The sequence below is a fragment of the Vicinamibacteria bacterium genome (assembly GCA_035570235.1).
Taxonomy (GTDB): domain Bacteria; phylum Acidobacteriota; class Vicinamibacteria; order Fen-336; family Fen-336; genus DATMML01.
In genome coordinates, this window is record DATMML010000089.1 from 1 (window position 1) to 17,928 (window position 17,928).

General features: G+C 69.3%; 16 protein-coding genes. 9 read left to right on the top strand and 7 right to left on the bottom strand.

From position 1 onward, the window contains the following. From VN461_16260 to VN461_16275, 4 genes are all read left to right on the top strand, one after another. Nucleotides 1-756 (top strand): biotin/lipoyl-binding protein (locus VN461_16260; GenBank protein HXB56329.1); only part of this gene is annotated, 756 nt, incomplete at its 5' end. Further along, complete coding sequence (locus VN461_16265; protein ID HXB56330.1) at nt 753-2,252, top strand: efflux transporter outer membrane subunit; 1,500 nt, start codon at nt 753-755, stop codon at nt 2,250-2,252. The genes VN461_16260 and VN461_16265, both read left to right, overlap by 4 nt. Further along, a complete protein-coding gene (locus VN461_16270; GenBank protein ID HXB56331.1) occupies nt 2,249-3,718 on the top strand; it encodes an MFS transporter in 1,470 nt (489 codons plus the stop codon). Before VN461_16265 ends, VN461_16270 begins: the two co-directional genes overlap by 4 nt. Next, complete coding sequence (locus VN461_16275) at nt 3,711-4,157, top strand: PaaI family thioesterase (GenBank protein HXB56332.1); 447 nt, start codon at nt 3,711-3,713, stop codon at nt 4,155-4,157. Before VN461_16270 ends, VN461_16275 begins: the two co-directional genes overlap by 8 nt. Before the next feature lie 33 nt (nt 4,158-4,190). Here the strand turns inward: VN461_16275 and VN461_16280 are convergent, their stop codons facing one another. Further along, a complete protein-coding gene (locus VN461_16280) occupies nt 4,191-4,886 on the bottom strand; it encodes a helix-turn-helix transcriptional regulator (GenBank protein ID HXB56333.1) in 696 nt (231 codons plus the stop codon). A gap of 119 nt (nt 4,887-5,005) precedes the next feature. Between VN461_16280 and VN461_16285 the strand changes: the two genes are divergently transcribed. Next, the gene (locus tag VN461_16285) at nt 5,006-5,314 is read left to right on the top strand and encodes an NIPSNAP family protein (GenBank protein HXB56334.1); all 309 of its coding nucleotides are present in this window, start codon (nt 5,006-5,008) and stop codon (nt 5,312-5,314) included. 85 nt (nt 5,315-5,399) lie between these two features. On the opposite strand, the gene VN461_16290 is transcribed toward VN461_16285, so the two are convergent. The 3 genes from VN461_16290 to VN461_16300 all read right to left on the bottom strand — a co-directional run bounded on the left by VN461_16290 (nt 5,400) and on the right by VN461_16300 (nt 9,896). Beyond that, the gene (locus VN461_16290; protein ID HXB56335.1) at nt 5,400-5,975 is read right to left on the bottom strand and encodes an AraC family transcriptional regulator; all 576 of its coding nucleotides are present in this window, start codon (nt 5,973-5,975) and stop codon (nt 5,400-5,402) included. A 140-nt stretch (nt 5,976-6,115) separates the two neighbouring features. Then, nucleotides 6,116-8,323: a hypothetical protein gene (locus VN461_16295; GenBank protein HXB56336.1), complete on the bottom strand. Its 2,208-nt coding sequence runs from the start codon at nt 8,321-8,323 to the stop codon at nt 6,116-6,118. A gap of 91 nt (nt 8,324-8,414) precedes the next feature. Continuing rightward, the gene (locus VN461_16300) at nt 8,415-9,896 is read right to left on the bottom strand and encodes a GH1 family beta-glucosidase (GenBank protein HXB56337.1); all 1,482 of its coding nucleotides are present in this window, start codon (nt 9,894-9,896) and stop codon (nt 8,415-8,417) included. 84 nt (nt 9,897-9,980) lie between these two features. Between VN461_16300 and VN461_16305 the strand changes: the two genes are divergently transcribed. Next, the gene (locus VN461_16305; protein ID HXB56338.1) at nt 9,981-10,883 is read left to right on the top strand and encodes a PD-(D/E)XK nuclease family protein; all 903 of its coding nucleotides are present in this window, start codon (nt 9,981-9,983) and stop codon (nt 10,881-10,883) included. Between the two features lie 3 nt (nt 10,884-10,886). On the opposite strand, the gene VN461_16310 is transcribed toward VN461_16305, so the two are convergent. The 3 genes from VN461_16310 to VN461_16320 form a co-directional block, all read right to left on the bottom strand. Beyond that, nucleotides 10,887-11,633, bottom strand: a complete 747-nt coding sequence (locus VN461_16310; protein ID HXB56339.1) for a dienelactone hydrolase family protein — start codon at nt 11,631-11,633, stop codon at nt 10,887-10,889. Nucleotides 11,634-11,696: 63 nt separating this feature from the next. Next, a complete protein-coding gene (ccsA, locus tag VN461_16315) occupies nt 11,697-13,412 on the bottom strand; it encodes a cytochrome c biogenesis protein CcsA (GenBank protein ID HXB56340.1) in 1,716 nt (571 codons plus the stop codon). Further along, nucleotides 13,342-14,850 (bottom strand): cytochrome c biogenesis protein ResB, encoded by a 1,509-nt coding sequence (locus tag VN461_16320; protein ID HXB56341.1) that lies wholly within the window; start codon nt 14,848-14,850, stop codon nt 13,342-13,344. Before VN461_16320 ends, ccsA begins: the two co-directional genes overlap by 71 nt. Nucleotides 14,851-15,421: 571 nt before the next feature. Between VN461_16320 and VN461_16325 the strand changes: the two genes are divergently transcribed. From VN461_16325 to VN461_16335, 3 genes are all read left to right on the top strand, one after another. Further along, complete coding sequence (locus VN461_16325) at nt 15,422-16,399, top strand: hypothetical protein (GenBank protein HXB56342.1); 978 nt, start codon at nt 15,422-15,424, stop codon at nt 16,397-16,399. Nucleotides 16,400-16,566: 167 nt separating this feature from the next. Then, complete coding sequence (locus VN461_16330; protein ID HXB56343.1) at nt 16,567-17,601, top strand: FHA domain-containing protein; 1,035 nt, start codon at nt 16,567-16,569, stop codon at nt 17,599-17,601. Continuing rightward, nucleotides 17,598-17,924 (top strand): DUF971 domain-containing protein, encoded by a 327-nt coding sequence (locus VN461_16335; protein HXB56344.1) that lies wholly within the window; start codon nt 17,598-17,600, stop codon nt 17,922-17,924. The genes VN461_16330 and VN461_16335 overlap by 4 nt, the downstream gene beginning before the upstream one ends. The last annotated feature ends 4 nt before the right edge of the window (nt 17,925-17,928 follow it).

Consider the following 17,928-nt stretch of genomic DNA (forward strand, 5'->3'; position numbering starts at 1 on the left):
CTTTCCGCCGTCGTCACCAAGGTCTCTGTCACGGCCGGGCAGGTGGTCAAGGCGGGAGAGGTTCTCTTCCAGCTCGACGTGCGTCATCTCCGCGCCGACGTCGGGGTCCGGCAGGCGGAGCTGGCGGTGGCCCGGGCCCGAGCCCGGGTGGCGGAGGCCCGCCTTGGTGACCTCAAGCAACAGCTCGAGTTCGCCGAGCAGGTGAAGGACAAGCGGGCGATCAGCGCCGAGGAGGTCAGCCACCGGCGCTTCGCCGCGCAGACGGCCGCGGCGGAGCTCGAGGAGGCCCGGGCGCAGGTCTCGGCGGCGGAGTCTCGGGTCGGTTCCATCGAGACCGAGATCGAGCGCAGCACCGTGCGGTCGCCTATCGACGCCGAGGTCCTCCAGGTCAAGCTGCGAGTGGGCGAGTTCGCCCCTGCTAATCCGACGGGTGCGCCGTTGATCCTGCTCGGTCAGTCGAAGCCGCTGCACGTCCGTGTCGACGTCGACGAGCACGAGGGGTGGCGTGTGCGGGCGGGCGCTGGCGCCACCGGGCATCTTAGGGGCAACGCCGACTTGAAGACGCCCCTCCGGTTCGTGCGCTTCGAGCCCTTCGTGGTCCCGAAGAGATCGTTGACCGGGGACAGCACCGAGCGTGTCGACACCCGCGTCCTGCAAGTCATCTACCGCGTCGAGCGGGACGACCTGCCGCTCTTCGTGGGCCAGCAACTCGACGTGTTCATCGAGGCGCAGACCGACCGCGTCGCCGAGCAATGAGCCCCCGAGCGCTGCCCGTCTCCCTGATCCTGTCCGCGGCGGTCGGCTGTGCCGTGGGACCCCGTTACTCTCGTCCGGAAATCCCCGTGCCCAGGGCTTGGCAGGAGGCCCCCTCGCCGGGGGTGCCGGCCCGGGGCCCTTCGCTCGAGAGATGGTGGGCCGCCTTCCACGACCCCATCCTGGACGGTCTCGTGGCCCGCGCGGTGGAGGGCAACCTGGACCTCAAGATCGCTGCGGCCCGGATCCGCGAGGCAAGGGCGGCGCGCGGGATCGCGGCCGCGGCCGCCTTGCCCCAGGTCGGCGTCGAGGGAACCTACGCCCGAACCAAGCGGAGCGACGCCGTACCCCCCTTCAACTCGAGCCTGGGAGGGCCATCACCATTCGGCCCCCGGGAGCAAAACGCCTTCGAGTCGGGATTTGACGCCGGCTGGGAGATCGACGTCTTCGGCGGGGTGAGGAGGGACAAGGAGGCCGCCCTCGCCCAGTTCCAGGCCGCGGAAGAGGCCCGGCGAGACGTGCTGGTCACGCTTCTGGCCGACGTCGCCCGCAACTACGCAGAGCTGCGGGGGGTGCAGCGGCAGGTCCTGATCCTCGAGGATACCCTGCGCTCGGAGGAGGACACCCTGCAGTTGGCGCGGGCGCGGCTGGATGCGGGGCTGGGGGCGGAGCTGGACGTGGCGCGGGCGGAGGGACTCCTGAACGCGAATGCCTCCCAGCGGCCGGTCCTGGAGCGCTTGGCCAAGCAGACCGTCTACCGCCTGGGGGTGCTGCTCGGCAGGGACCCGGGCGCGCTCGCCTCCGAGCTGGAGGCACCGGGAGCTATCCCGGGACCCCCCGAGGTCCCGCTGACGCTTCCCTCCGAGCTGCTCTCGCAGAGGCCGGACTTGAGACGGGCGGAGCGGGAGCTGGCCGCCGCGACGGCCCTCGTCGGCGTGGCCCGCGCCGATCTCTTCCCCCGATTCTCCATCCTCGGGAGCCTGGGCCGCCGCAGCGAGAACGCGGGCGACCTGAGCTCGAGCGTCAGCCAGTTCTGGGCCGTCGTGCCCCAGGTGCGCTGGCCCATCTTCTCCGGCGGCCGCATCCGGGCCAACATCCGCGTCCAGGACGCACGCCAGGAGCAGGCACTTCTGCAGTATGAGCGGTCGGTGCTGACCGCGCTCGAGGAGGTCGAGAACGCACTCTCCTCCCACACCCGGGAGTTGCGGCGCCAGGCGTCCCTCCGCGTCTCGGTGGCGGCGAATCACCGCGCCCTGGAGCTCGCCACGGACCGCTACACCAGCGGCCTGGAGAGCTTCCTCTCCGTCCTCGATGCCGAGCGCTCGGTCTATGCCGCCGAGGATCAGCTCGTGCAGAGCGAGCGGAACGCGGTGGTCAGCCTGATCGCTGTCTACAAGTCGCTGGGGGGCGGTTGGTTGCTCGGCGACGCCGCTCCGGAAGCGCCCCGATCATCGCTGCAAGAGGACTCCGTCCGGGATTTGACCGGCCACGGGCAATGAAAGAATACCCAGAGGAAGTCGTGGCCCCCGGGGCTTGGCGCACGCTGGCCTGGACGAGCCTCGCGGTCTTCATGGCCTCTCTCGACGCGACCATCCTGTTCGTGGCGTTCCCGAGCATCCGGGCAAGCTTTCCCGGGGTGTCGGCGGCGGACCTCTCCTGGATCTTGAACGCTTACACCATCGTCTATGCGGCGCTGCTCGTTCCGGCAGGGCGGCTGGCCGACCGCATGGGCCGGCGGCGCGTGTTCTTGTGGGGCGTGGGTGCGTTCACGCTGGGATCCCTGGCCTGTGCCCTGGCTCCGAGCCCTGTCTTGATCGTCGTCGGGCGCGTCCTCCAGGCCGCGGGGGGTGCGATGCTGACACCGTCATCGCTCGCCCTCGTGCTGGCCGAGTTTCCGCGCTCGAAGAGATCCCTGGCCGTCAGCGTGTGGGCGGCGGTGGGGGCGCTCGCGGCTGCCCTCGGCCCATCGCTTGGCGCCGCGATCATCCAATTCGGCGGCTGGCGGTGGGCGTTTCTGCTCAACCTGCCTTTCGGGGTTGCCGCTATGGCGAGCGGGAGCCGGGTTCTCACCGAATCGCGGGACCCCAGCGTCGGCGAGCTGCCGGATGTGCTCGGAGCGCTCCTCTTGATCTCCAGCATCGGCCTCCTCGCGTTCGGACTTGTCGGCGGTCGCGACAGGGGCGTGTTTCAAACTCTGGCCAGCCTGGGCACGAGCCTCGCCCTCCTGGCCTGGTTTTTGCGCCGTTCCCGAGTGGTCCCCTCCCCGGCGCTCGACCTGTCGCTCTTCGAATCCAGGAGCTTTCGGTATGCGAACCTGGCAACCCTGGTTTTCGGGGCGACGTTCACGGCGATGTTCTTGGGCTCGGTCCTCTTCTTGACCAATGTCTGGGGCTACTCGACCCTGCAGGCGGGCCTCGGGATGACGCCCGGGCCTTTGACGGTCGTCGTGGTGGCCCCCATGGCCGGCCGGTTGGCGGGGCGCTACGGGCACCGGCGGCTTCTCGTGCCCGGGGGTATCATATTCGGCCTCGCCTTCTTCATGCGCTACCTCATCACCAGCTCCGCACCTCGCTACCTGGCCGAATGGCTGCCCCCGTTGCTCCTGAGCGGCCTTGGCGTAGGCCTTGTTTTCCCCGTCCTGGCTGCGGCATCAACCTTTAGCCTGACCCCGAATCGGTTTGCCGTGGGTTCGGGAGTGAATCAGGCGATTCGCCAGATCGGATCCGTACTGGGCGTGGTCGCCGTCGTCGGGCTCGTGGGCCGGGCGCAAGGGCCAGCCGCTCTCTCGTCGTTCGCCCCCCTCTTCCTACTGCTGGGACTGGGTGGGTTCTCAACCGCCTTGATCTCCGCCGCGATCGATACCCGGCCGAGCGCCCCGCAATCTCCCGTCGCCTCCCTCGCCCTTGGCGCGGGGGGGCAGCGCGCGCAGCGGGTGCTGCGGAAGGAGTTGCATCCCCATGGCTGAGCCGCTCGAAAGGAACATTGAGAAGATGCGGCGTCAGAGCCCCAGCGGCTTTGCCCCGCCGATTGCTCAGCTCCTCGGCATCCGCGCCGTCTCCTTCGACGAGGGGAACGCCGTCCTGGAGCTCGAGGCCGAAGGGCGGCACGCCAACCCCATGGGCACGCTCCACGGGGGCGTGCTCTGTGACCTCGCCGACCTCGCCATGGGAGTCGCCTGCTACAGCACGCTCGGGGCCGGGGAGTCGTTCACGACCCTCGAACTCAAGATCAACTTCCTGAAGCCCATTTGGACCGGTAGGCTCACGGCGCGCGCGGAGGTCAAAAAGGGCGGCCGCTCCACGGCTTTTCTCACCTGCGACATCCACGACGACAAGAACTCTCTGGTGGCGGTGGCCAGCAGCACGTGCATGATCCTGCGTGGTGACGCGGCCCGGGGGCGTTGACCCAGAAAGAGCGCCCGCCGGCAACCGGAAAGGTCAAGCCCGGGTCAGGATCCCGAAGCGACCCTCCAGCTCGCCCGCCCCGCGATGCGTGATGCGCAGGGCGCGGGTCTTTGGGAGCCGCGCGACCCACCCCAGCGCGATGAGGCGCGAGAGGATGGCGGCGCCGAGGGCGCCGGCAACGTGCGGCCTGCGCTCCGTCCAGTCCAGACAGCGCCGCGCGAAGCGACGCCGGGAGCTGCGCAACGCGGCGGTATTCAGGCCGAAAGCCTCGAACCCGATCGGGCCTTCAGGGCCGAGCTCATAGTCCCGCTCTCCTCGGAGCTGGATCATGCGGGAGTTCTCGAAGGCACTCGCGAGCTCGACGGCCACGCGGCCCGCCAGATGGTCGTAGCACGAGCGCAGGTTGTAAAGGGCCCTCGCTTCGGGAGGGCGGGGCTGGCCGGCCGCGCGAGGGTTCGTGGCGATCACGCCGAGGGCCTCGACCGCGTGACCCACGTCGGGGCTGGCCATCGTGTAGTAGCGATGCCTGCCTTCGCGCTGCACGGTGAGCAACCCCCCCGCGACCAGCTTGGAAAGGTGCGCGCTGGCGGACTGGGCGGAGACCGCCGCGGCCCGCGCGAGCTCGCCCGCGGGCAGGGCCCGGCCGTCGGTCAGAGCGATCAGGATCGCCGCGCGAGCCGGCTCGCCGATGAGCTCGGCGACGGCGGCGATGGGGTAGGTGGCGTTCATAACCCCAAGTCTAGCCTTCCCGCGTCCTCCACGTTTCACGCGCCGCTGAAACATCCTCGTACCCCCGGTGCGTACCGTGGACCCTCGAGACTGGGGTCTCGCTATGGAAAGGATGCTCGATGATCACCCTCTGTATTCGGTATCGAATCGATCACAACAAGCAGCGCGACTTCGAAGTCTATGCCCGCAGCCTGTCCGAGCCCATAAAGCGCTGCGGGGGAGACTTGATCGGATATTTCCTGCCCACCCGGTTCGCGGGGCGCACGAACGAGGCCCTGGCGCTGATCTCGTTTGCGGACCTCGGCGCGTACGAGAGATACCGGGCGGCTCTCCTCAAGGACCCCGCGGCCGCAGAGAGCATCGCCCGCGTGGAGAGCGCCGACTGTATCGTCAGCGAGGATCGGGGATTCCTGCAGAGGGTTCCCTAGGAATACCGCAACTCACGATCCGCGCTCGTCGTCTCCAGGCTCTTGAACGCCGCACGGGAGCCCTGTCGCGTTTCCGCGCGCCCGGCTACTTCGCTTGGTCCGGGGAGCCGACCGCCGCGGGGGGTCCGCTCCTCTGCACCCGCGCCGCTACGCCGCGCCGGTAGGCGGAGGCAGACACGCCGAAGGTCCTTCGGAAGGCCTTCGCGAACGCGGTTTCGGACGTGTAGCCGACGGCCTCCGCCACCTCCGCAACGCGGGCGCCCTCGGGATGCAGGCGCCCTGCGGCGAGGTGCATGCGCCAGCGGGTCAGGTAGGCTAGCGGAGTCTCTCCGACGAGGGCCGCGAAGCGGTCTGTGAAGCGGGAGCGCGACATGCCGACCGCCGCGGCAAGGGAGGCCAGAGTCCAGCGACGGTTCGCTTGCTGGTGCAGAATCGACAACGCGTTTCCGACCTGCCGGTCCTTGAGGGCTCCCAGCCAGCCCCCGGAGCCCTCCGGCAGCGCCTCAACCCAGGCACGCAAAGCTTGGATGAAGACGACGTCCGTGAGGCGTGAGATCAGGGCCTGGGTCCCCGCCTGCGGATTTCTCGCCTCGACCGTGAGCAGTTTCACGCTGGTCTCCAGGAGGCTGCGCTCGTTGTGCGCGCTGCTCCGCAGGTGGATGAGGGAGGGGAGGGGGAGAGGGAAGAGTCGCCACCAACATCGGGTTCAGGGCCAGCGAAGCAGAAAGGGTGTGAGCGCGGTGTCGAACCCCGCCCTCGCGACGTGAGCGGCGGGTCTTTCATGACCGCCCTGCCTGATCCTCAACGCGGCGATCGGCTACCCAGTGCTCCTCGGCTCACGCTCAGCGTTCCGCCCGCCCGTAGCAGCTCCTCCCTCAGCTGCTGCGGCGAGCGTCCCGCCCTCGCCGCTGTCGTGGCAATCCTGAGATGCGGCCAGAGCGCCACGCGTACCGGGTCGGGCAAGACGTTATGTAGATACTCGAGAGCAGTTCCGCGGAGGATCGGGTCCTCGCTTCGCACCGCCCAGGCGGCGATCCGCATCGGTTCCCGCTCGAGAGCCAGCGACAGGAGCGTGAAGACATGGCCAAGGCTCCGCCCAGAGGGCGTCTCCCGAGGCTCGAGCCCCTCCCCGGGGGTTGCCTCCGTCATAGCCGCATCCTCGCTCCAGGACTCCGGGCCGGCCTCTAGTTCGCGCGCGGCGGCCGCGAACACGACCGCGGGCGGTACCTGGAGACCGGCGCTGCGTCGGGTGAGGCGCTCCAGCGTGCGCGCGCACTGCCGGCGGACTTCGAACTCGGGATCGGCCAGGGCGCTCAGCAACCCGTCGACCGCGCGCTGCGTCGGGCTCCCGCGCAGCACACGCGCGATCCGCCGGCGTACCACCGGTTCCAGGCGCTGATCGAGCAGCGCATCCACAAGCTGGCCGGTGGCGCGCGGGGCCGCGCGCCGCAGGGCACGCAGCGCGTCCAGAAAGAGGTCGTTGCGCGCCAGCAGCGGGATCACGTGCCCGATGAGGGCGGCGGGCAGCTCATCGAAGCGTTGCAGCGCGCGGCGCACCGCTTGCGGCTCGCCGGAACGAATCTCGCTCAAGGCCAGGAGGGCGGGATCGCCGGGGGCGGCGGAGGCTCCAGCGGTAGGCCTTTCACCCCGCAACGCCGCCACCTCGCGCAGCAATGCCTCGCGGTCGAAGGTCTCGCCGGTGTGGGCCAGGGTCATGAGCGTCGTGGCGTCGATGACCATGGCCACATCGAGCCGCACCGCGCCCGAGCGCAGGCTCTCTTCCAGCGCGGAGACATAGCCGCGGTGCAGCCGCCGGGAGACGGCGAGCGCAGCCAGAGCGGCGGCGCCGGCCAGGGCGAAGAGCACGCGAGTGCTATGGCCGCCGACCACGGGGACGAGGGTGAGCGCGACGATGCCCCCCCCCACCGTACCCAGCCGATCAAAGGCCACGTCGATGATCGCTTTCGTGGGCCGCTTCCGCCTCTGGGGCACGGCCGTGAACAGCAACTCGTACCCCGAGCGGAAGAGCGAGTTGTTCACGACGCCGTGGGTGCCCCGGGCGAGGAGCGCCGTCCAAAGCCGAGGCTCCAAGAACCCGACCAGCGCCGAGGCGAGCACCAGGCCCGGGCGCAACGCCACCGTGCCCGCCAACCCCAGGCGCTGGAGCGACGTGCGGGAGAGCGTGATCTGGGCCACTAGGGCCAAGAGGCTCACGCCCATGTGGAACAAGGAGAAGAATGACATGAGGGGCTGCCCACGGCCAAAGACAGCCGCGGCCTGGGCGTTGAGGAGGTAGTCGAGCAGGGCTTCTGTCGCCGCGCCGATGGTCACGAAGAGGGCCAGGTCGCGGAGGTACGGAGTCTCGAAGAGCATACGAAACCCGGCGAGCGGACCCGTGGCGACGTCATCATGGCGACTGCCGCGAGCGCTTGCGGGAGTGTTTGAGCCCAGCCGTCGGAGCGCGAGCAGGCAGACTACGTTGAAGGCCGCCAGCAGAGCCAGCATGGCCGGCACGGGCAGGAGACCGGCCGTACCCCATGCGATCAAGCCGCCCGTCACGCCGCCCAGCGACGCGCCGAGGCCGACGTGGCCCATCACGCGCCGGGCCGTGTAGGGGTCGAAACGCTCGTTCACCAGCGACCAGAATCCCGAGATCACGGTGGTGCCGAAAACGGCCATATGGAGGTACACGACCATCGCGGCCAGCCGGGGCTGGACCAGACTCAGCCCCCACTCCGCGAGCAGGAGGACGGTGCCCGTGGCCAGCGCCAGGGGGACGACGCGCGCCGGGGAGCGACGGGAGAGCGCGCTCGAGAAACCGAGCACGGCTAAGGCGGAAGCCACCGCCGCGCCGATCATCGCCAGCGGCAGGGCGGAGACAGGGAAGGAAGAGAGGAAGAGTGCGTCGCGGGTCGCCCTGCCCGCCACCTGCTGGGCGATGAGCGCGCCCGCGGCCACCGTGACCGCCACGACCGCGCTCCGGTGGCCGGGGTCCGTTGTGTGCTCCATACTCTCGGATGAGCGAGGGGCCGGGCACGCCGTGCCGCCTACGGTCGATGTTCCTCCACGGCTCCCTGGGCCAGCGCCTCGCGCTGTTCGGCTAGGAGCCTCCCAGGACCCGGCCGCGGGAGGCGATCACCTCGGCGTACCAAAGGGCGGAGTCCTTGAGCGTCCGCTTCTGCGTGGCGTAGTCCACATGGACGAGCCCAAAACGCTGCTTGTAACCCTCCGCCCACTCGAAGTTGTCCAGGATCGACCAGTGGAAGTATCCGAGGACGGGGACTTTGTCTTCGATGGCCCGTGCCAGCTCGGTCAGGTAGCGGGCCGTGAAGTCGATCCGCTGCGGGTCGTGCACGTGCCCGTCCCGGGAGATCCAGTCGCGGCAGGAGAGCCCGTTCTCCGTGATCACGACCGGCTTGCCGTAGCGCTCGAAAAAGAGGCGGGGGCCCCAGCGCAGGGCTTCCGGCGTCACCGGCCAATCGAAGCCGGTGATGGGGAAGCCCTCGGGAAGGGGCACCCTCTCGTAGGAGCCGTTCGCGACGCGTCGGACTTGGGCGCCCTGGTAGATGTTGGCGCCGAAGAAGTCGAGCGGCTGATGGATCGTCTCCAGGTCCCCGGCCTGGATCTCGGGCACGTCGCGCCCGAATAGCTCGAGACCGTCCTGGGGGTAGTGTCCGAGGAAGACGGGGTCCATCCACCAGGTGTTGTTCCAGCAGTCCTTCACTCGCACCGTGAACATGGCCTCCCGGGCCGCGGCCACGTCCCCCTCCGTGGCCGGCATGGCCACCATCCCCACGGGGGCGTAACCGATCCGGCATTCCCCCTTGGCCCGGGCCCGCAGGGCCAGGACCGACTTTCCATGGGCGCGGAGCGTGTTGTGCCCGGCGAGAAGGACCTCGGAGAAGGCCAGCTTGTCCCCCGGGGCGTGGATCCCTTGCTGATGCCCCAGCCCCAGGAACACCTGCGGCTCGTTGAGGGTCATCCAATGGGTGACGCGGTCGGACAGCCGGCCCGCCACGAGCGTCGCGTACTCGCCGAACCAGTCCGCGATATCCCGGTTCAGCCAGCCCCCGCGGCGGTAGAGGGCAAGGGGCAGGTCCCAGTGGAAGAGCGTCACCCAGGGGGTGATGCCCGCCTTCAGGAGCTCATCGACCAGCCGGTCGTAGAACTCGAGCCCCTTGGCGTTGGTGGCGCCGGTGCCCTCCGGCATCACCCGGGACCAGGAGATGCTCATCCTATAGGCGGTGAGGCCGATCCGCTTCATGAGCGCCACGTCCTCGGAGTAGCGGTGATAGTGGTCGCAGGCCACCGCTCCCGTCTGGTCGTTCCAGACCGCACCCGGCTTCCGGCAGAACATGTCCCAGACCGACTCCCCCCGGCCGTCCTCGCGCACCGCGCCCTCCACCTGATAGGCGGCGGTGGCGGCGCCCCAGACGAAGCTGGCCGGGAAAGCCGGCCGGCCGGCCGAGGGGGAGGTCGGGGGGACGGCCTCCGCCCGGGCCCAGGCGAAGGAAGCGGCGGAGGCGGCCAGGAACGTGCGCCGGCTCAGGCTTCGGGAATCCTCCGGGTTCTTGGCCATCATGACCTCCTTTGGCGGAAGGGTTGCCGGCCCAGAGTATAAGCATTGTGGACCCCGGGCGGCCCCCCCCCGTGGTAGCGTCGAGGCGTGGACAATGGCTTTTCGTGGTCGGTCTCCCGCCACGACACCTTCGCCACCTGCCGCCGGCGCTACTTCTACGCCTACTACGCCGCGGTCGAGGACCCCGAGATCCGGCGCCTGAAGAAGCTCTCCGCGCTCCCCCTCTGGGCGGGAAGCGTGGTCCACGACGCGATCGAGACTTTCCTGAAGAGCCACGACCACCTCCCCCCTCCCGAGGAGCAGGAGGCGCTCATCCGGGCCACCGTGCACTCCGGCATGCTCGCGGATTGGAAGGAGAGCGAGGTGGGATCGCTCCGCTTCCGGCTCTTCGAGCATGAGTACCAAGTCCCGGTGCAAGCGGAAGACAAGAAGATCCTGGTGGGAACGGTCATGCGCTCGCTGCGGAACTTCTTCCGCAGCGAGACCCTGCGCGAGGCGCTGGCGGCGGGAAAGGAACGCTGGTTGACGGTGGAGGATCTCGTCTCTTTCCACGTGGGGAGTGTCGAGGTCTTCCTGCGCATGGACCTCGCCTTCCGCGACCGCGATGGGCGGGTGGTGATCGTGGACTGGAAGACGGGCCGGGGGGAAGGACGCTTCAGCGAGGTCCAAGTCGCGGGCTACGCCCTCTATGCCTGCGAGAAGGGCTGGGTGCCGGCGCCGGAGGAGCTGCGGACGGAGCTGGCGTACCTCCTCCTGCCCCGCTACGTGCGCCGGTCCGTGGACACCCGGAAGCTGGCCGCCGCCCGGGCCTTCATCGAGAAGAGCGCGGGCAACATGAAGTCGCTGCTCCTCGATCCCGTGGCCAACCTGGCCCGGCTCGAGGACTTCCCCATGATCGAAAGGCCCCGCATCTGCCGCCGCTGCAATTTCCGACGGCTCTGCTTCCCGCGGGAGGAGGCCGTAGCGGCCCCCCTCGCCGCCCTGGCCTAACGCCTACTTCTTCAGGTATTTCGCGAAGAACGCGACCGTGCGCGCCCAGGCGTCCTTGGCCGCCGCCTCCCGGTAGCCGCCCCAGGGGTTGTTGACGTTGGCGAAGGCGTGGCCCGCCCCCTCGTAGATCTTGGCATCGATGGTCTTCCCCGCCGCCTTCAGGGCGGCTTCAAAGGTGCGGACCTGGTCGGGGGAGGGGCCCTTGTCCTCGGCCCCGTAGTTGCCCAGGATGGGGGCCTTGATCTTGGCGATGGCGTCGGCGTCGGTGGGCGGCGCCCCGTAGTAGGCCACCACCGCGGCCAGGCCAGGATCCTCGACTGCCAGGGCCAGGGACCAGCGGCCGCCCATGCACCAGCCGATGGAGCCCAGGCGGTCCTTCTTCACGTCCGGCCGCGCCCGGAGGGAGGCGAGGGCGGCCTTCAGGTCGCGCAGGATGCGGTCCGGGGGCGCACCCATCATGAGCTGGTGGGCCTCCTCCTGCTGGGCGGCCACCTTTCCCCGGTAGAGGTCCACGGCTAGCGCGAGGTAGCCCTCCTTGGCCAGGGCCCGGGCCTGGTCCTTCACCCAGTCGTTGAGGCCCCACCATTCCTGGATGACCACCACCGCGGGAAAGGGGCCCTTGCCTTCGGGCCGGGCGAGGAAGCCGGAGACCGTCTCCTCGCCGCTCTTGTAGCTCACCGTCTGCTCGGCCGCGGGGGCGGTCACGGCCACGAGCGCGGCCGCGACGAAGAAGGCGAATGCTTTTCTCATGAGTGTTCCTCCGCACCGGCCTCCCCCGGAGGGGGGGCCGCAGCATCATCCTTAATTTAAGGGTCAGGGGGTGGTCAAGACGGCGCGAGGGGCGGTCCCCTGGCCCACCTTGCCCATTTCGCTCCGGCGGCGGAGGACGGCGGCCACGATGACCAGCATCTCGAAGGCCACGAACCCCCCCACGTAGGCGTAGCCGCCGGAGCCGAACCCGTAGGAATGCAGGCCGGTGCCGAGCACGAAGTTCACGCCGTACCAGGCCATGAGGACGCCCAGGTAGCCGACGATCGACCCCACCGCGGTCCCGAATTCCTTGAACCAGCCGATCATTCGTCCGTGGAGAATGGCGAGATAGCCGAGGAGCGCAATCAAGGCCCAGGTCTCCTTGGGGTCCCAACCCCAGAACCGGCCCCACGAGTAGGAGGCCCACACCCCGCCCAGCATGGTGCCTGTGGCCAGGAAGAGCGTCCCCACCTGCAGCGCGCGGTAGAGGAAGGTGGACAGGCTCTGGAGGAGTGCCGTCCGCCGGGGAGCGAAGAAATAGAGGCCCAGATTGAGGTGGCCAATTCCCATGGCCAGCGTAAACGCGGCGTATCCGAGGGTGATGGTGAGCACGTGCACGGTGAGCCACATGTTGTCGCGCAGCACGGGAACCAGGGGCTCGATGGAGCCGTCCAGGATGGGCACGTTGTCGGCCAGGATGAGGCAGAAGGTGGCGAGCGCGGCCGCGCAGACCGCGAAGTAGCGCACCTTGTAGACGGCCTCGAAGATGAGGGCGAAGAGCATGGCCCCCCAGGCCACCCAGATCACGGACTCGTACATGTTCGTGACGGGCGGCCGCCCGGTGATGGTCATGCGCAGGATCATCCCGTAGGCATGGGCCACGAAGCCGCCCAGGACGAGAGCGAACCCGGCCCCGGTAAAGGCCCGGGAGGCGAGGGGGAAGCTCGCGAGCAGGGAGAGGAAGCCCAGCAGGTAGAGGAGCCAGGCCGTGCGGAAGGGCTTGAAGCGGTTGTAGTGGACCTCGATCCCGAGCTCCCGCGCCTGCGGGTAGATCTCCGGGGCCAGCTCCGCCAGCCGCCGCTTGAGAGCGGCCGCCGACGCACCCACGCTCACCCGGTCCCCGTCTCGGTAGGCCACGACCAGCGCGGCCAGGAGGGTTCGGATCCGCTGGACGGGAGGGGCCTCGATTTTTGCGAGGTCGGCAAGGGAGAACCAGGAGGCCGCGGCGTCGCCGGGTTGGGGGATGATGCGCAGACTCTCGCCCGAGAATATCCCGGCCAGGATGGAGAGGGTCTCGTAGAGGTTCGAGATCTCGCGCTCGATGGGGTCCAGCTTGGCCTCGCGGTCCTTCTGGACCTTCTGGTGGACGGCCTCCGCGGCGGCCAGGAAACCGGGGTGGGAGGCGAGCTCCTGCAAAGAGTAGAGATCCCGCCCCGGGGGCAGGCCCGCGGCCTGGCGCAGGCCGGCGTGCGTGACCTTCACCATCTTGACCTCGCGCCAGCGCTCGGGGGCGGCCAGCATGGCCACCACCCACTCCACGGGGTCGAGGCCCAGTACGGATTCGAACCCGAAGGGTTTCGCCCCCGCCACGCGCCGGGCGGTCTCGCGGGCAAAAGTGTCCAGGGGCTTGCTGCGCCCCCCGTCCTGGATGGCGACGGTACGAAGGGGTTCGAGCTCGCCCCCCACCAGGCGGAGGCCGGGGGGAGGTTCAGGCTCCGCTACGAGCCGGCTGGGCAGGGCCAGAGCGGCCAGCAACAGGATCAGCGGCCGGTGCTTCATTGCGACTCTCCCGTCTTTGGTGAGCCTCTTTGGCCCGCGCGGCCTGGCGCCGGGCCAGATACGGCTTCAGGTAGAACATCCAGGCCACCCCCGACGCGATCAGAGCCACCCCCAGGTAGACGAGGGGCAGCCCGGGGGCGCGGGCCACCGAGAAGATCGACATCATGGGCGTTCCTTCCACGAAGGAGGCCTGGAAGAAGATGTACCCGCGATAATGGAGCGGGTTGTTCATGGAGATGTGGTGCTCGGACGTGCCCCGCTCGGGGTCGTCGACGCGGACCCAGCTCTCGTAGGTGGCGGGCATGTTCGAGCCCGGGTATTTGTCGGAGTTGAACTTCACGAGGGTGACCCGGAAAGGCACCTCGAGCTCGGGCGCCCGGTAGGCGACGCTGGCCCGGCCTCCCGCGAAGGGGATGGTCCGGCGCTCCGTCCACAGGACCCACTCCGGCGCGGTCCTCTCCCCGGCCCCCTCCAGGCGAACCCTGACCGCGGGCATCCGCCGCTCCTCTTTCGCGGGACTAGGGGCGGGGGCGACGCTCCTGCGCGCCACGGCCGCGGCCAGAAAACGCTCGACCGTCACCGCCATCCCCAAGCTGGGGGTGGCCAAGGGCTTGCCCACTTCCACCGCCCCGGGCCCCGCGGGGCCGGAGGCGCGGTAGAGGAGCCGGCCCGGCGGAACCAGCACGAAGCTCAAGTGGCTCTTGCCTTCGCCCGCCCGCAGGAGCTGGCGAGCCTCCGTCTCGGAGGAGGCGCGCCGGAAGTCAAGCGACACCGGGCCCAGGTCCAGCTGGCTTCGGCTGGGGTCGTCCGCGAGCAGCCAGGCGTCCTGGGTGGCAAAGGGCGCCTGGAGGTTGAGGTGCAGGGCGGGAAGACCCTCCGCCCCCGCCTCGAAGGTCTCGCTCACCTCCACGTGGGGGGCATAGCCCTCCGCGACCAGGGTCACCCCGCTCCCGGGCATCGGGAAGCGCTGCTCGGCATCGGTGCGGGGGGGCCGGCCCTCGAACTCCACGGGAAAGCGGGCTCCGTGGCCGGCCGGACCGGGAAGGCTGACGAACAGGGCTTTGTCGAGAAGGGTGACCCGGTCCGTGCTCTCCCCCTCGAAGAGGGCCATGTTCGAGTCGAGCCCGGTGTGCAGGGAGACGAGCGAGCCCGCGAGGAGGATGAGGATCCCGATGTGGGCGAGGACGAAGCCGATGTGGTGCTTCTTCCAGGGCCAGCGGCTGATCATTACGGAAAAGATGTTGACCCCGAGGAGGCCGAGCAGGAGGGTGAAGCCCGGGGTGCGGTAGATCTCGCGCTGGACGGCGGCGGTGCCGTGCTCCATCTCGTAGAAGGTGGCGAAGGCGCAGGTCCCGGCCAGGGTGAGAATCACGACTACCGCCAGGCGGAGAGAGGCCAAGCCATCGAGAAGCCGGCTACCGAGAGGGCCTTGTTTCATGACTTTCGCGAAGCTCGTTCGGACGCCTGGCCGGGGCTACTTGAGGATTCATATGCGCCGGACGACTAAGTACGATTCTAGGTTCGCCTCCGGGGGGTGTCAATGAACCGCCCCGGCCGGAGTGACTCCAGTCACGGAGTTGACAGGCACCGCCGCCGCCGCCGTGCGCCTTTTTGCCCGATGTGGCGCGTCCATGGCTCCCTCTCCGGCAAACCGCCTTAACCAACCTGCCCAGATCTCGCGATGTGGGGGCGCACCCGTAGCATGACGGAAAATTTTAGGCGTTGCACCGATGGGTCCACGGAATTCCTATGGGGGGGCGTGGTGCGCGACGGTCGACGCAAGCAGTAAGTCTCTGATGAGCCTGCCTCAAGGTGCCGCGGCCATTGGCCCCGCCGCTGGCGCGAAGATTGCTTCCCTCGATCGGTTTCGAGAGAGGAGCCCAACGATGTCCAGGCCTTCACGCCGAGCCCTGCGCTCAGCCGTCGGTGTTGTCGCCGTGTCCTCCGCCTTGCTCTGGGCCCGGCCGGCCGCCGCCCAGGGTTGAGTGCTGGTTCGTCAGAACGCGCCCGTGTTCGGCGCGTCCGCTAGCGACTACCTGGCCGCCCACACCTGGCAAGTCGGCCTTTCCTACCGGGGGCTCAAATCGGACGATCACTATGTCGGCACCCAGGAACAGCTCCAGCGACATCAGCTGGGCAACTTCGTCATCAACCGCCAGAACGTCGTCGACCTGTCGGTCACGCGCGCTCTGAACGCGCGGCTCAGCCTCTCGGCCAGCGTGCCCCTCGTGATCGCCTCCTGGTCGATACCCTTGCCCGTTCAGCCCGTGCCCGGGCCCCGCGTGCAGCAGAACGCGTGGGGGATTGGCGACATCGTGCTCACTGGGCGGTCGTGGCTGCTCGATCCCGGAAGAGCGGAGCGTGGAAACGCCTCGCTCGGACTCGGGATCAAGGTGCCCACGGGATCCTCGGGGGTGAAGGACCTGTACCCGGACCTCTCCGGCCGCAATTCCGCCCTAAAGGTCGTGGACCAGTCCATCCAACCGGGAGACGGCGGCTGGGGGATTGTCGGCGAGGCGGCCGGCTTCTGGCGGATCGGCGGCGTGACCGCGTTCGCGAGCGGCACCTATCTTGCCAATCCAAAAGACACGAATGGTCAAGCCTCGATCATTACCGGTCTCGGGGCTGCCGTCACCGCGGGCACCGCCAATCGGCTCGTGAACTCGGTGCCCGACCAATACCTTGCGCGCGCGGGGGTGGCGCTGCCCGCGGGCGTGCGAGGACTGGGAGCCAGCCTCGCCGTACGCGTGGAGGGGCAGCCTCGCTACGATCTGATCGGCCGCAGCGACGGCTTCCGCCGCCCCGGGAAGGAGATGTTCCTCGAGCCCGGGCTGACCTTCGTGCGCGGCCGCTCTACCTGGTCGGCGAGCGTGCCGATCGCCTTCTATCGCAACCGGTACCCCGACCCCTACACGGGGGCACCGGGGGACGCGACGTTTCCGAATTTCATCGCCCTCGTGGGCGTCTCGACCCGGCTCGGAAAATAGCGCTCGGCCGGGTCGCCGAGTGCTTCAACTGCCGGGAGACATCCATCCCGAGCCAGCCGAGCCGGAAGAATCGTCCGCTTTCGCCCCGGCGGTTGACGGTGCCGCCCTTAACTCCTAGAATCAGCGAGCTCAACCGGGAATCCCGAGAGCGCACAAGGAGACACATCATGGCCACCCTGCGGCTCGTCCCCGCCTCCGGGTCCCCGATCGAGATCACCCGCGACGAGGTCGTCGTCGGCCGCGATCCCGGCGGCGACGTCATCCTTCCCGACGGCTCGGTCTCCCGCAAGCATGCGCGCATCGAGAGACGCGGCACCAGCTGGGCGGTGGTCGACCAGGGCAGTGCCAACGGCACCTTCCTCGACAGCCGGCGGATCGCGGAGGAGGTCCTGCACCACGGCCAGGAGCTGCGTTTCGGGGCCCTGAGTTTCAGGGTGGAGATCGAGGGCGAGGAGGACCCGGGCGCCACCGTGGCGGGCTTCGCCCATCCGGAGGCCACCTACATTGCACCCACGCCTCTCGCCCCACCCACCACTCCCCTCCGCGCGCCCTCGCCCTCGGCCCGGCCCACGGGCGCCTCACCCGCCCCGCCCCCCGCTCCCCCCAGCGCGGCGGCTGCCCGCGAGCGCTTCCGCGCCGGCGCGCCGCCCAGCGGCGGGACGCCCCCCCCCACGCCCCCGAGCGGCGCCCCCGCTTCCCCTGTCCCCCAGATGCCGGCCCAACCCCTGCCCGCCAAGAAGGGCAAGGGGCCTCTTTTCTGGTTTGGGACGGGATGCTGCGGCTGCCTGATCCTGGTCCTTCTGGTGGCCTTGCTCGGGTTTGGCGGCATCTTCCTGATGACCAAGGGTGCGGCGGACGCGGTCAAGGCGGAAATGGAAGAGATCAAGGGGGGTCAGCTCGACCGCGCCTACGATGGGCTGAGCGCGAGCTATCGGGCGCAGCTATCGCGGCGGGATTTCGAGCAGCTCGTGGCCCGGCATCCCGGGCTCCATGACAACGCCGACGTTATGTTCTGGAAGCGCTCGGTGGACAACGACGCCGGCACGGTGAGCGGCGTCCTGACCCCGCGCTCGGGGCGACCGGAGCAAGTAACCTTCAAGCTGGTAAAGGAGGGCGGGGTCTGGAAGATCTCGGCCATCGAGTTCTCGGACGAGGGCTCGACCTCGGGGGACCTCTCCCCGCCCGCCCGAGGGCGGGGTTGAACGGGCCCGCCCCTACCCCGGAGCCGATCGAGGTCAGGCACGAGAAGGGGGCCCGGCGGCTGGTGGTCTCCTGGGACGACGGCCACTCCTCCACCTTCCCCCTCGACTACTTGAGAAGCTGGTGCCCCTGCGCATCCTGCCAAGGCCACGCCCCCAACGCGAAATACCTGGACCTTCACGATCAGGAGCTCGTCCAGGTGGAAGCGGTCGGCAACTACGCGCTCGCGCCGACCTGGGGAGACGGCCACAACACCGGCATCTACAGCTTCCGCTTGCTGCGGGCGCTCTGCCCCTGCCCCGCCTGCGGGGGGGAGAAGCGCTGACTCA